The following is a 13,461-nucleotide window of genomic DNA, read 5'->3' as shown; positions in this document are numbered from 1 at the left end:
TTTATTTTTGATAATTAACTGGAGTTAAGTAGTTTAAAGTGCTGTGAATTCTTATGTTGTTATATCAGTTGATGTAATCAAATAATTCTAATTTTAATTGGATTAATGATGTAAAATTTTTATCATTAATAAATTCAATTTTGAAAGTTTTAAAAGTTGCTTCAGCAACAGCGTTATCATAAGGACAACCTTTTTTGCTTAAAGAGCGATTAATATTGAATGCTAGTAAAAGTTTATCAATAATTTTATTATTAAATTCATTACCGAGATCACTATGAAATATTTGAATATCTTTTAAACAACGATTTGAGTGCATAAATGCTTGATGTACTAATGATGCATCTTTTTTAGTACCTACACTATGTCCAATAATTTCGCGGTTAAATAGGTCAATTAATAGGCAAATATAGTTTCATTTACCATTAACTTGAACATAAGTTAAATCACTAACAATAACTTCATTTTTAAGCCTATTATTAAAGTTTCTATTAACGATATTGGTTATTTGACTATCGTTGACTTTATTATGATGATTTTTGAATGATAATTTAGTGTATTTTGATATTAAATTATGTTTATTCATAATTTCTTTAATTTTTCTGCATGACAAATAAATATTCTTTTCTTTTAGAACAACTTTTAATCTTCTTGTTTCATAAACTTCTTTATTTTCTTTAAAAGCACTAATAACAGCTTCATCATAAATATTATTTTGTTTTTTTTCTTTTTCCTTTAAATTAAAATAATATGTTGATTTAGAAAGTTTTAAAAAACGACACATTGTGCGAATTTTATATTTAACTTTATTTTTAGCAATAATTTCTATTTTCTGCCTATTATTAGTGCTGCTTGCTTTAAAATATCATTTTCCATTCGTAACTGTTTTAATTCTTTTCTTAATTTAATTAATTCATTTTCTTCAATAGAACGATTATCTTTAGTTTTAAAACTGCCTGAATTAGTAAATTGCTTAATTCAATTATAAGTAGCTGCTCTTGTAACATTGTACTCTTTAGCAAGACAAGACACTGACTTACCGCTTTGATATAAAGCTACTATTTGTTTTTTAAATTCATCGGTATATGAGTTAATATTGGCCATAATTATTGGAATGGCAACCCTTTTTAGGACTATTTTTTGGTAGACATTTATTTTTGATAATTAACTGGAGTTAAGTAGTTTAAAGTGCTGTGAATTCTTATGTTGTTATATCAGTTGATGTAATCAAATAATTCTAATTTTAATTGGATTAATGATGTAAAATTTTTATCATTAATAAATTCAATTTTGAAAGTTTTAAAAGTTGCTTCAGCAACAGCATTATCATAAGGACAACCTTTTTTGCTTAAAGAGAGATTAATATTGAATGCTAGTAAAAGTTTATCAATAATTTTATTATTAAATTCATTACCGCGATCACTATGAAATATTTGAATATCTTTTAAACAACGATTTGAGTGCATAAATGCTTGATGTACTAATGATGCATCTTTTTTAGTACCTACACTATGTCCAATAATTTCGCGGTTAAATAGGTCAATTAATAGGCAAATATAGTTTCATTTACCATTAACTTGAACATAAGTTAAATCACTAACAATAACTTCATTTTTAAGCCTATTATTAAAGTTTCTATTAACGATATTGGTTATTTGACTATCGTTGACTTTATTATGATGATTTTTGAATGATAATTTAGTGTATTTTGATATTAAATTATGTTTATTCATAATTTCTTTAATTTTTCTGCGTGACAAATAAATATTCTTTTCTTTTAGAACAACTTTTAATCTTCTTGTTCCATAAACTTCTTTATTTTCTTTAAAAGCACTAATAACAGCTTCATCATAAATATTATTTTGTTTTTTTTCTTTTTCCTTTAAATTAAAATAATATGTTGATTTAGAAAGTTTTAAAAAACGACACATTGTGCGAATTTTATATTTAACTTTATTTTTAGCAATAATTTCTATTTTCTGCCTATTATTAGTGCTGCTTGCTTTAAAATATCATTTTCCATTCGTAACTGTTTTAATTCTTTTCTTAATTTAATTAATTCATTTTCTTCAATAGAACGATTATCTTTAGTTTTAAAACTGCCTGAATTAGTAAATTGCTTAATTCAATTATAAGTAGCTGCTCTTGTAACATTGTACTCTTTAGCAAGACAAGACACTGACTTACCGCTTTGATATAAAGCTACTATTTGTTTTTTAAATTCATCGGTATATGAGTTAATATTGGCCATAATTATAGTTCCTTTCTTTTAACTAATTTGTTCACTTGTCTACGTAATTAGTGTCCAATAAAGTGTAACCTATCCAAAATCAACATCAACCATACCGTCATCTGTACTTTGATAATCATTAACACTGCCATTAATCAATCTTGCTCTTTCATCTGTAAATACTTCTTGTAATTCAGTATTATTATGTGTACTTCCCAATGGCAATAATAAAGTATTAATAATCTCACTTGCACCAGCAATAATCGTAGGAATAGCAAAATAATTATTAAAATTATTATTAATACCCATAGCAACACCACTACTAATCAAACATCCACCAGTACCCATATTTGCTATTTTACGTATAGTTTCAAATCTATTAGGTATTAACTCAGTTAAACCACTAATAACATTCGCTATACCAAAACTATTTAAAGATATATAAGTATCTCAATCTATAAAAGGAACATTAATTATCGGTTTAACAGTTGTAAATGGTGGATACGTTGGTTTAGGTGGTTCAGTAGGGCAAGGTGGCCAAAAACAAGGCTCATCTCTAAATAAAGACACAGACTTATCTACATACTGAACAAACTTAGCATAATTAATTAAACCAATTGTTCCTAAACCTAAAAATATCTTTTTATAACTATTAATAACTTTATTTTTAGTAGTTGGTCTTTGATTAATATTCCATATATCAATTCCTAACTTTTTACTAAATAACAAAGAATTAATAGAACCTAAAATTGACTCTTTTAAATATTGACCATAATAAGCACTAACACCTACCATAGCACTTAATGGACTTAATCCAGTTCTTAAAATTTTAGTTAAAGTATAATTACTAGTTTGCTCTAATTCATTAGGCATAAATAAAACTCCTTACTTTATATACTAATAAGGAGCTTATTTAATTTTTACTTTTTTCTTTTATTCTCTTTTCTTATTCGTTCCATTTCATTAGCAACTCTGTAACACATTTCACAACCATATACTCGTTCATAAGTTCAATCACTACACTTATGTCTCATAATTAAACTTACTCTCTTGTTGTCTCATTGTCTTATTTAAAGCAATATCTAATATACAATTTGGACAATAATATTTTCTAGTATATAAGTTTTGTAAAACTTTTTTAGGACAAATAACTTGGTCACAAAGTTTACATATATAAATTGCTAAATGAAATGCTTGCTCACATGAACAATTATCATTCTTAGCCATAATTTAAAATTAACTCCTAACATATTAATAACTATTTAAAATTACCCTTTTAATAAATAACTATTTTCAATTAGAAAGTTTTTTAATATTACCGCTTAAATCAAGTTCAAGTGAATAAAAATTACCAACTTTTAAATCAACAGTAGATAAACAATTATTAAAATCACTAGCAAATTCCGGATTATATCATTTATCACGTGTTTGACCAGTTGGTACACTCGTTTGTTTATTTATTTCTACAAACTTCAAAACATCAAACTTCAATGTTTGACCTTTATTATTTTTATCGGGAATAACACGACCCTTTTCAATATTAACTAATTGAACTTTAAACATAAAAAATCAACTCCTCGCAGAAAACTATATTTTATTATAGTTTGAATTAAGTAAGATAGGGTAAAATTCTTACTTATAATTAGTTTAACAAAAAAATAAAAAATGTAAACTATAATTATAAACTCTGCGAGAAATTTAAAATATAGTTTACATTAAGCATTATATATATATATATATATATATACAAGTAAAATTATAGAAAAAATTACTTTTTTTTCTAATGTAAAACTTTTTTCTTAAATTCTATTTTTTCAACTTTATTACCAAAAACTTTATCAACCCAAGTCAAAACATCTTTATCCCTATGAATTAAATAACCAATCTGGCTAGTCCGTAAATAATGCTTATACGATAAAGCACTTAAATATACATATTTTTCATAATCTTCATAATCTTTAAAATAATCATTTACAACAGTACTTTCAATAATACCACCAATCATAACAGTATCACCATTACTATCTCTTTGAGTTTTAAAATAAAATACATTTGTTGCATTAAAACTTGCTTTAATTATATCTGCAATTGTTAATTTTTTAATTCCACGAACTACAATAGGATTTTTACAATTACGACTAAAAGCATAAGCCTTTACACCTACATCTGCTTGATTTAAAGACTTAACATCATCTATTGCTTTTGTAACATACTTTCCTAAATATTTAATAACAAATTCATTAGTACCTTTTTTAACTACTCTTAAATCATTAAAACCATGAGTTCATCATTCTGCTAACATACTTTTATGTATCTTTCTATTAAAAATTATATGAAAATGTATAGCACCACGAGATTGATACTCATAAACATAAAAATATTTTAATTCTCCTAAATGTTGAAAACGTTTAGGGTCATTTCATCACTTTTGTAACTTAATAAAAAATAAACCAATATCTTTTTTTGCTTTTTTAACATCTTGCATATTATCTTTATAAGTTAAAGTAACAAAACTTAACATTTTACTATTATAAAAATTATGTAATGCTTTTTGAATTAAATTAGTTTTAGTACGAACAGTACTATTTCTTAATTTTTGCTTATTACCAACATAACATTTACCTTTTTTATTTCCAATATTAGTCAAAAATGAAATAGGCAATACTATATTTTTTACATAACAAGCATAAAAAACCTTTTTAATATAAAAATCTTGTTGCATATATAAAACACTCGCAGACAATCATAAGATTTTATTTTTATATATTTTAATAACAAACAAATCTTAACATAAAAAATTATAAAAACAAACAATAAAAGAAAAACGTTACTTAATTTATTATAACACCGCAACTTTGAAAATCAATAAAATTTTATTAATTTTATTATTAAAATATCATTTTAAATAAAAAAATTAGCACCATAATAAGGGTGCTAATTTAATAATATTTTTATAATATTTTATTATCTTGATTTTTTGTTCATAGTAAAGCTAATGAAATAATAGCAGCAGCAATACAACCATAAAAGTAATAAAATACATAATCTCAGTTTTCATTACCAATAACAGCAATTACTACTTTTGAAAAAAGAGCATCACCAAGAAAATAACCAGATAATCCTGTAAATCCTGAAGCAGTAGCAGCTGCTTTCTTATTTGTTAGTTCAATAGCAGTAGCACCAATCATTGCTTGTGGCATATAAACACCAAAACCAGCAATCATTAAAGCAGTAATAAGCATAGGCATATTACCACGAGGAGCAACTTGCAATAAAACCAGTCCACAAAGTGCAATTAATAATCCAAATATCATTAATGGTGCTTTACGATTATTAAAAAATCACTTAGCAAAATATGCTGCAGAAATACCACCAAATAAACCAGATAATTCAAAACAGGCAGCAAATCATTTACTATGTTTTAAATCTAAACCATGAACATCTTTCATTAAAATTAATGTTCATCCTGCCAGTCCTTGTCGTATAACATATACTCAAATATTAGCAAATGCTAATATTCATAAAAATTTATTTTTTAAAATATACTTTACAAAAATTTCTTTTCAATTAAGTTCTGCTTTTTCTTCTTTATGTTCTAGAACACCTTTTCATTTTTCAACAGTAGGTAACCCTTCTGCTTCGGGGCGATCACGTAATCCTCATAAACATAATGGAATCATAGCTAAAGCAAAAATACTAGGAATTCAAAAATATAAACCATAAATTGTTCCACCCGGATCAAGTACTGTTACTAAAGAAATAACAACAACTGGTAATAAAGCAGCACCAATATTTTGTCCTGAGTTTCAAATTCCAATACGTCCTGAACGTTCTTTATCAGTAAATCAATGAGAAAATAGTCTAGCTGTAGCTGGTCAACCCATACCTTGGAAAACAGCCAACATCGCAATCAAACTCAACATCATTACAAATGGGCCAACACTAATTTTAGTTCCAGCAAAAGCAACTACACCACCCATAATAATATTTAAAATAGAAGAAACAAATAATCCAACAATCATGATTACTCTTCCTGAACTACGGTCAGCGACATTTCCAACAATAAATTTAGCACCACCATAAACAACCGCAAAAATTGTTCCCATTAAAGCATACTCCATTTTAGTTATGCTACCATTGCTTTCTAAAGCAGAACCCGCTACTGTATACGCTTGACGAGTAAAGTAGTAAAGAATATATGATAAAATGCTAAAACCAAAAACTTGATTACGTAAAATAATAAATTTTTTATTAACTTGCTTTAAGTCTTCACTAAAAATTTCTTTTTTTGCAGGTGGCTTAAAAACACATGCAAGTCTATTAAAAACAGACATTTTTTACTCTCCTTCTAAAAGGATGCATAAATTATAGTAACCCAAATAACCTGCTCTTAAAAACTTAATATAAACATACTTTAACACATAGGTTTTTACAATTTTTGTTTTTGTGGAAAAATAAATAATATTAAAAATTAAAAAATAACTCTCTACCAAACTATTTTTTTGAAATACCATAAATAAATATTAACTCTACACCTTTTAAAATTCATTTACATCTATTTATTAAACAGTTTTATAAAATATACTAATAATTTATTTATCCCCTTCTCAAATTGTTTAGTCCTAACCTATATATTTCAGATTATAACAGATATATTCTAAAATTGAAAAGATATTTCTTTAATTTTAAACAAAATAATTTATAATTTTCTTATAAATTTATTCTAAAAAAATTATAAATATTTATATAGTAATAACTAAAATTAAAAAAAATATTTTATCGTTTAATGTTTTAAAAATTAAAACTAATGATAAAATTAAACCATAAAATAAATTAAAAGAAAAGGTAGTGAACACATGCATAATGAAAGCAAAATACAACATATTAATTCTATAAAAGAAGTTGAGCAACTTTTACAATCAAAAAAAATAACAGTAATTGATTTTTCAGCAGAATGATGTGGTCCTTGTAAAATGTTAGGGCCAAGATTTGAAAATGTTGCTAATGACGAAAAACACAAAAATATTAATTTTATTAAAGTTGATGTTGACAAAGCTAAAGAACTAGCAAAAGAGTATGAAATCCAATCAATTCCAACATTAATTTATTTTAATAAAGAAGGAAAAGAAGTTAAAAAAACTTTTGGTTTAGTTTCTGAAAAAGATATGACTAATATTATCGAAGAAATGGGAAAATAAGGTATTTATAATGGCTATTAAATTAATTGTTCTTGATCTAGATGGAACTTTACTAAAAAGTAGATGAAAAATTCATCCTAAAAATCTAATTGCAATTCAAAAAGCATATCAAAAAAATATTAAAGTTATTATTGCAACAGGAAGAGCACCAAGTTCAACCATTGATATTGCAAAAGCATGTTTAATGCACGAAAAAACCGGTCATATTATTTGTTATAATGGTGGTAACATCCTTGATATTACTAATGATAATAGATTAGATATATTATATGAAAAATCATTAACAAAAGAGCAAATACAAACAATAGTTAAATTTGCTAATAAAAATAATTTAGCAATGTGAGGATATAGTACCGATAATAAAACAGGCTTAATTAATCGCAGATCACTAAAAGTTAAAATTATGGAAAATTTTAATAACCTACCAACTAAACAAATTGATGAGAATACCGATGAGGGTATGTATAAAATTTTATTATTTTGTAAAAAGAAAAAACAAGTTAATCCAATTTTAGAACAATTAAATACTATAAAAGATTTAGAACTTGCTACTTCTTCTCATAGTGTTATCGAAATTAATCCAATTGGTATTAATAAAGCTGCTGCTGTACAATTTTTATGCAAAAAATGAAATATTACTCCTGACCAAGTACTAGCTTGTGGTGATGGTATGAATGATTATAAATTAATAAAGTGGGCTAAATATGGTATTGCAATGCAAAATGCTCATCCTAATTTAAAAGAAATAGCATATGATGTTACTAGTAAAAATACTTGTGGTGGTGTTGCAAAAGCTATCGATAAATATGTATTTCCTAAATCAGAGTTTGAATAAATAATAGTTTAATTTTCTAATATAGTTTATTATCAAATATAACTTTAAAAATGCTGGTAATTGTCCAGCATTTTTAATTCAATATCCTTTATACTTAACTAAATATTTTTATTTTTAATTTTTCTTAATTAAACTTATTTATTTAACTGTTAAACACATCAATTATTTCATTGTAGAAATAAAAGACACATCGTTTATATTTATATTAGAAGTTAAAGTTTTAGTTCCTCCACTAGCACTTTTGGAATGGCAACCCTTTTTAGGACTATTTTTTGGTGGACATTTGTGTTTGATATTTAATGGGGGTTAAGTAGTTTAAAGTGCTGTGGATTCTTATGTTGTTGTATCAATTGATATAATCAAATAATTCTAATTTTAATTGGATTAATGATGTAAAATTTTTATCATTGATAAATTCGGTCTTAAAAGTTTTGAAAGTTGCTTCAGCAACAGCATTGTCATAAGGACAACCTTTTTTGCTTAAAGAACGATTAATGTTGAATGCTAATAAAAGATTATTAATAATTTTATTATTAAATTCATTACCGCGATCACTATGAAATATTTGTATATTTTTTAAACAGCGATTTGAGTGCATAAATGCTTGATATACTAATGATGCATCTTTTTTAAATCCAACACTATGTCCAATAATTTCGCGGTTAAATAAGTCTATTAATAGGCAAATATAGTTTCATTTGCCATTAACTTGAACATAAGTTAAATCACTGACAATAACTTCATTTTTAACCCTATTATTAAAATTTCTATTAACAAGATTTGTTACTTGACTATTATTAACTCTGTTATTATGATTTTTGAATGATAATTTAGTGTATTTTGATATTAAATTATGTTTATTCATAATTTTTTTAATTTTTCGTCTTGATAAATAAATTCCTTTATTTTCTAGAACAACTTTTAATCTTCTTGTTCCATAAACTTCTTTATTTTCTTTAAAAGCACTAATAACAGCTTCATCATACATATTATTTTTAATTTTATCTTCTTTTTTATTTAAATTAAAATAATATGTTGATTTAGAAAGTTTTAAAAAATGACACATTTTACGAATTTTATATTTAACTTTATTTTTAGCAATAATTTCTATTTTCTGCCTATTATTAGTGCTGCTTGCTTTAAAATATCATTTTCCATTCGTAACTGTTTTAATTCTTTTCTTAATTTAATTAATTCATTTTCTTCAACAGAACGATTATCTTTAGTTTTAAAACTGCCTGAATTAGTAAATTGCTTAATTCAATTATAAGTAGCTGCTCTTGTAACATTGTACTCTTTAGCAAGACAAGACACTGACTTACCACTTTGATATAAAGCTACTATTTGTTTTTTAAATTCATCGGTATATGAGTTAATATTGGCCATAATTATAGTTCCTTTCTTTTCACTAATTTGTTCACTTGTCTACGTAATTAGTGTCCAATAAAGTGTAACCCATCCACATTAAAATTATAACGATATTGAACTTATATCGTTATTTATAATATAACACAAATTTTTCTTATTTTTTTTAATAAAATCTCATTTAAAAATGTCTACAAATTAACCTAATATTTGGAATTAAGTTAATAATAAAAAAATATATTATAATTAAACTATACACAGATAGAACTTTTGTTCTTAATGATGTTTAGAGAGAGGTGAAAGTAATGGAATTTGATTTTGATGTTATTACTATTGGTGCTGGTGTTATTGGTGCTGCTATTAGTGATGAATTATCAAAAAGAAACTTAAAAGTAGTTATTTTAGAAAAAAATTTAAGAATTGCCCAAGAAACATCAGAAGGAAATTCTGGAGTCATTCATGGTGGATTTGATCCAACACCAGGAAAACTAAATGCTAAATTAAATCTAGAGGGCAGAAAATTATATGAAAATGATTGATTTAAAAATTTAGATTTTCCATGAAAAAAAATTGATTCTTTAATACTTGCTTTTAGCAAAGAAGAAAACTCAGAAATACAAAAATTATATGCACGCGGTATTACTAATGGTCTTGCTAAAAAAGAATTATCAATATTAACAAGAGAAGAAGTAATTTCATTAGAACCTAATGTTAATCCAAAAGTTACTAGTGCACTACTTTGTTCTGCTTCATATGCTGTTGATCCAGTATTATTAACACAATCTTTAATTAATCGCATGATTAAAAATAAAGGACAACTAAAAGTTGATCATCAAGTAATTAATATTGAAACATTAAATTCAGGTTTTCGAGTTACTTGTTTAAATAATCAAAAAAAAGTAACTTTTACTTCAAAATATATTATTAATGCTGCTGGTCATTATGCTGATGATATTGCAAAGTTAATAAATTGTCAAGATTTCACTTTAAAAACTAGAAGAGGACAGTATTGTATTCTTGAAAAAACCGAAAATCATATTATAAATAATCACATTCTATTTATGATACCTACTATTCATGGTAAAGGAGTAATAGTTGCCCCAATGCTTGATGGTCATATCTTGGTGGGTCCTACTTCTTATGAAAATGTACCGAAAAGTGATACTAGATTAATTACAATTGAAGATATTGAACTTATTAATAAAATTGGTCTAAAAATTATTCCAACTTTAAATATTAATAAAACTTGTAAAGTAATTAGTGGTTCACGAGCAATTTGTGTTGAAACTGATGATTTTTTCATAAAATTTGCTAGTAATAATCCTAACTTTATTAATGTTGCTGGTATTAAATCACCAGGTCTAAGTTCAGCACCAGCAATTGCTTTACTAGTAGCAAATATGATAAAAAATATTTAATTTAAGGAGGAAAATATTATGCCAGAAGTCTCACAAGTAATTATTGGTGAACTATTTGGCACATTTATCCTAATTTTACTAGGAAATTGTGTTGTTGCCAACGTTTTATTAAAAAAAACAAAGGGAGAAAATAGTGGTTGGCTTGTTATTTGTACTGGATGAGGATTTGCTGTTGCTATTGCTGCAATGTTAAGTGGAATTTCAGGAGCACATTTAAATCCAGCTGTTACTATTGGATTATGAGTTGCTAATAAAAAAACAGCTTTTATTGGGGAAAACTTCCTTTATATTCCATTTTATATTTTATTTCAATTTTTAGGTGCAATGTTAGGACAATTAGTTGTTTACTTAGCATATTTTAAACAATATAACATTACTGAAGATAATAATAAAATTTTAGCAACTTTTGCAACAGCCCCAGCCGAACGTAGTTATATTTGAAATACTATAACAGAAATTATTGGAACATTTATGCTAGTTATGATTGTTTGTGCTACTATTGGTATTAAAAATTTAGTTATTAATTATAAAATATTTAATAGTGGTTCTGCGTTTATTACTGGACCTGCGACTGTTGGTATTGGTGTTATGGTTATTGGACTTGCTATTGGTGGACCAACAGGTTTTGCTATTAATCCAGCTCGAGATTTAGGACCAAGAATTATTCATGCTATTTTACCAATAGCAAATAAAGGAAGTTCTGATTGAAAATATGCTCCAGTGCCTGTTATTGGACCAATTTTAGGAGCAATTATTGCTGGTGGTTTAATTCAAGTAATTGAAATACTTTAATAAAAGTACAGAAAGGATAAATAATATGTCAGAAGAAAAAAAATATATTATGGCATTAGATGAAGGTACATCTAGTTGTCGTACTTTAATTATTGATAAAGAAGGAAAAATTACTGCTATCCATCAAATTGATATACCTCAGCACTACCCCCCTCAATCAGGTTGAGTTGAACATGATGCACTTGGAATTTGAAATAATCAATTAACAACAATGCAACAAGCTTTAAATAAAAGTAATATTAAATCTAATCAAATTGAAGCAATTGGTATTACTAATCAACGTGAAACAACAGTAGTATGAAATCGTGATACAGGTTTACCAATTTATAACGCTATTGTTTGACAAGATCGCAGAACAGCAGATTACTGTAAAGAGTTAACAAAAAAAGGATGAAAAGAAAAAATTCATAAAAAAACCGGCTTACTAATTGATTCTTATTTTTCTGCTACTAAAATAAAATGAATTTTAGATAATGTTAAAAATGCACGTGAATTAGCAAAAAAAGGAAAACTAGCTTTTGGTACTATTGATAGTTGATTAATTTATAAAATGACAAATGGTATTGAAAATAATGTTGAAAAAACTAAACATGTTATTGATATTACAAATGCTTCACGAACAATGTTATTCAACATTAATACTAAAAAATGAGATGAAGAATTACTAGAATTATTTGATATTCCTAAAAATATGCTACCAGAAGTAGTTCCCAGTTCAGGTAAAATTGGAACTACTTATAAAGGAATGTTATTCCAAAATGATGAGCAAGAAATTCCTATTACTGCTGCAATTGGTGATCAACAAGCTGCATTATTTGGTCAATTATGTTTAACACCTGGTGAAATCAAAAATACTTATGGTACTGGTTGTTTTATTTTAATGAACATTGGAAATACTCCTCTTTTTTCAAAACAAGGTTTACTAACCACTATTGCTTATCAAATATCAGGCGAAGAACCAGTTTTTGCTTTAGAAGGTTCAGTTTTTATTGCAGGAGCTGCTGTTCAGTTTTTACGTGATCAATTACGAATGTTATATCGTTCCGATGAAAGTCTATGATATTCACAAATTGTTGATCCTAAAGAAGAACAGCGTATTTATGTAGTACCTGCTTTTGTTGGTTTGGGTGCCCCTTATTGAGATTCAACAGCACGTGGTGCTATATTTGGTTTAGAACTTGGTACGAAACGTGAACATATTGTTAAAGGTACCATTGAATCATTAGCTTATCAGTCACAAGATGTTATTCTGGCAATGCAAGCAGATGTTAAATTAAATAAAGATTTAAAAGATTTAAAAATTAAGATTAAAGTTGATGGTGGAGCAAGTAATAATTCATATATTATGCAATTCCAAAGTGACATTAGTCGTACTAATTTAATTAAACCTAAAAATACTGAGACTACAGCAATGGGTACTGCTTACTTAGCAGGACTTGCAATTGGATTTTGAAATATTAATGATATTAAAAAAATAAATAAAATTGAAAAAGAATATAAACCAATTATGACAGAAAAAAAAGCAGAAACTTTTTATAAGGGTTGACAAGAAGCAGTTAAAAGAACACGTGGTTGAACTACTTCTATTAAATAAAAATAACTGAATTGACAGTATAAAAATTAAGG

At 25.8% G+C, this 13,461-nt stretch carries 13 protein-coding genes; 5 read left to right on the top strand and 8 right to left on the bottom strand.

Features of this window, described 5'->3' with window-relative positions; all coding sequences use genetic code 4:
• Nucleotide 1: 1 nt before the first annotated feature.
• From AACK89_RS06010 to AACK89_RS05980, 7 genes are all read right to left on the bottom strand, one after another.
• Nucleotides 2-1,101 (bottom strand): IS3 family transposase gene (locus tag AACK89_RS06010; RefSeq protein ID WP_338977958.1). Its coding sequence is split into 2 segments (ribosomal slippage): nt 2-858 and nt 858-1,101, totalling 1,101 coding nucleotides; the frame shifts between segments, so codons are not numbered across the junction.
• Nucleotides 1,102-1,148: 47 nt separating this feature from the next.
• Nucleotides 1,149-2,248 (bottom strand): IS3 family transposase gene (locus AACK89_RS06005; protein WP_338977955.1). Its coding sequence is split into 2 segments (ribosomal slippage): nt 1,149-2,005 and nt 2,005-2,248, totalling 1,101 coding nucleotides; the frame shifts between segments, so codons are not numbered across the junction.
• Between the two features lie 69 nt (nt 2,249-2,317).
• Nucleotides 2,318-3,100 (bottom strand): hypothetical protein, encoded by a 783-nt coding sequence (locus tag AACK89_RS06000; RefSeq protein WP_338977952.1) that lies wholly within the window; start codon nt 3,098-3,100, stop codon nt 2,318-2,320.
• A 150-nt stretch (nt 3,101-3,250) separates the two neighbouring features.
• Nucleotides 3,251-3,454 (bottom strand): hypothetical protein, encoded by a 204-nt coding sequence (locus tag AACK89_RS05995; protein ID WP_338977949.1) that lies wholly within the window; start codon nt 3,452-3,454, stop codon nt 3,251-3,253.
• 60 nt (nt 3,455-3,514) lie between these two features.
• The gene (locus AACK89_RS05990; RefSeq protein WP_281748721.1) at nt 3,515-3,790 is read right to left on the bottom strand and encodes a hypothetical protein; all 276 of its coding nucleotides are present in this window, start codon (nt 3,788-3,790) and stop codon (nt 3,515-3,517) included.
• Nucleotides 3,791-4,007: 217 nt separating this feature from the next.
• Nucleotides 4,008-4,949: a rolling circle replication-associated protein gene (locus AACK89_RS05985; protein ID WP_338977946.1), complete on the bottom strand. Its 942-nt coding sequence runs from the start codon at nt 4,947-4,949 to the stop codon at nt 4,008-4,010.
• A 229-nt stretch (nt 4,950-5,178) separates the two neighbouring features.
• Nucleotides 5,179-6,561, bottom strand: coding sequence for an MFS transporter (locus AACK89_RS05980; RefSeq protein WP_338977943.1), 1,383 nt, complete (start codon nt 6,559-6,561; stop codon nt 5,179-5,181).
• A 522-nt stretch (nt 6,562-7,083) separates the two neighbouring features.
• On the opposite strand from AACK89_RS05980, the gene trxA reads away from it, so the two are divergent.
• Entirely contained in the window at nt 7,084-7,425 is a 342-nt protein-coding gene (trxA, locus tag AACK89_RS05975; protein ID WP_338962978.1) for a thioredoxin, read from the top strand.
• A gap of 10 nt (nt 7,426-7,435) precedes the next feature.
• On the top strand, nt 7,436-8,260 hold the full coding sequence (locus AACK89_RS05970; RefSeq protein ID WP_338975427.1) for an HAD family hydrolase: 825 nt from the start codon (nt 7,436-7,438) through the stop codon (nt 8,258-8,260).
• A gap of 265 nt (nt 8,261-8,525) precedes the next feature.
• On the opposite strand, the gene AACK89_RS05965 is transcribed toward AACK89_RS05970, so the two are convergent.
• Nucleotides 8,526-9,646 (bottom strand): IS3 family transposase gene (locus tag AACK89_RS05965; RefSeq protein ID WP_338977941.1). Its coding sequence is split into 2 segments (ribosomal slippage): nt 8,526-9,403 and nt 9,403-9,646, totalling 1,122 coding nucleotides; the frame shifts between segments, so codons are not numbered across the junction.
• A 284-nt stretch (nt 9,647-9,930) separates the two neighbouring features.
• Between AACK89_RS05965 and glpO the strand changes: the two genes are divergently transcribed.
• From glpO to glpK, 3 genes are read left to right on the top strand one after another with little or no spacing between them, the layout of a single operon-like run.
• Nucleotides 9,931-11,043, top strand: a complete 1,113-nt coding sequence (gene glpO / locus AACK89_RS05960) for a type 2 glycerol-3-phosphate oxidase (protein WP_338977938.1) — start codon at nt 9,931-9,933, stop codon at nt 11,041-11,043.
• 18 nt (nt 11,044-11,061) lie between these two features.
• Entirely contained in the window at nt 11,062-11,835 is a 774-nt protein-coding gene (locus AACK89_RS05955) for an MIP/aquaporin family protein (RefSeq protein WP_338975066.1), read from the top strand.
• A gap of 25 nt (nt 11,836-11,860) precedes the next feature.
• A complete protein-coding gene (gene glpK / locus AACK89_RS05950) occupies nt 11,861-13,429 on the top strand; it encodes a glycerol kinase GlpK (RefSeq protein ID WP_338977935.1) in 1,569 nt (522 codons plus the stop codon).
• Nucleotides 13,430-13,461: the final 32 nt, after the last annotated feature.

Origin of the sequence: Spiroplasma endosymbiont of Panzeria rudis (assembly GCF_964019705.1) — a bacterium.
Taxonomy (GTDB): Bacteria; Bacillota_I; Bacilli_A; order Mycoplasmatales; family VBWQ01; genus Spiroplasma_E; species Spiroplasma_E ixodetis_A.
The sequence above is the reverse complement of the archived record's forward strand: the minus strand, read 5'-3'. Positions and strand labels throughout refer to the sequence as shown.